The organism is Humidesulfovibrio sp. (assembly GCF_030689645.1).
GTDB lineage: Bacteria > Desulfobacterota > Desulfovibrionia > Desulfovibrionales > Desulfovibrionaceae > Humidesulfovibrio.
The window spans coordinates 1-1,054 of record NZ_JAUYFU010000040.1; the positions used below are offsets into that span (position 1 = coordinate 1).

1 protein-coding gene is annotated in these 1,054 nt (G+C 43.1%); it reads right to left on the bottom strand.

Annotated elements, in window-relative coordinates; translation table 11 throughout:
• Nucleotides 1-1,054, bottom strand: a 1,054-nt coding sequence (locus Q8O35_RS06365) for a hypothetical protein (protein ID WP_305571806.1), incomplete at both ends; no start/stop codon positions are given.

The window sequence follows — 1,054 nt, forward strand, 5'->3', positions numbered from 1 at the left end:
CTCGCACCCCAATTGGTAAAGAATCACTTATTGAAAAACCAGTCAATTGAGTATCTGCAGGTGCTCTTACTCTAATAGTTAATGTAGAAATTCCATCCACTTTAATGGTCGCTGGACTAAAAGCCTTTGATCGGCTTGTGATTCCAGCACCAGGGTTATATATGGTGATGTTTGATGAAACATCAGTCACGTTCGTCACACCTGATGTGTCTGTCGTAATCGAATTAACTGGAATCGTATTGGTGAAAGACCCTGCAATGGAGCCTGTTACTGTGGCGGTGATGGTACACGCCCCAGGCGTTGTGGTACTTCCGGCTGGAATTGTTCCTCCACTAAGAGATAGTGACTGTCCACCGGAACCAATTGTTACTGTTCCACCGCATTGTGAAGAATCTGAAGAAACAACGGTTAGTCCACTCGGCAGTGTGTCTGTAAAAGCAACTGAAGTATAAGGTGAGGGGGTGGGGTTCTGCATTAAAATGCTCATGGTTGTTGTTCCCCCCACAACCATATTACCAACTGCAAATGATTTTGTCATTCCGATGGATTGAAAATTTATCGGTGCAGAGGCAGCCGAACTATTTGTAACACCCTGTTGCGTCGTGATCGCTCTTGCGGGAATCGAATTTAAATAAACACCGGCTGTATCAGAAGTAACATTGACACCAATATCACAAAAAGTGTTCTTGGGGATTGTTGCGTTACTAACCGTAATGAATGAACTTCCTGCAGAAGCAGTAATGGTTGGCGCTCCGCAATTTGCAGAATATGTAACAGTTGGTGTGCCAGCAATTTTCACGTTTGTCGGCAAGTTATCTGTAAGACTTACTTGAGTCAAATCATAATTAAGATCATTATTTCGAATTCGGATGGTTAACGTGGAATTCTGACCTACCCAACGTGTGTTACTGGAAAAGCTTTTGCTGAGGCTTGGAGGTGTAATCGCACTCACTACCAAATTTGATGAAGAGGGCGTTTGATTGGTAATACTTATTGTGCCAGTCGGATCAGTGGCTTTTAATGCAAGTGCGTCTATCGTATTGTAATAAGTGTT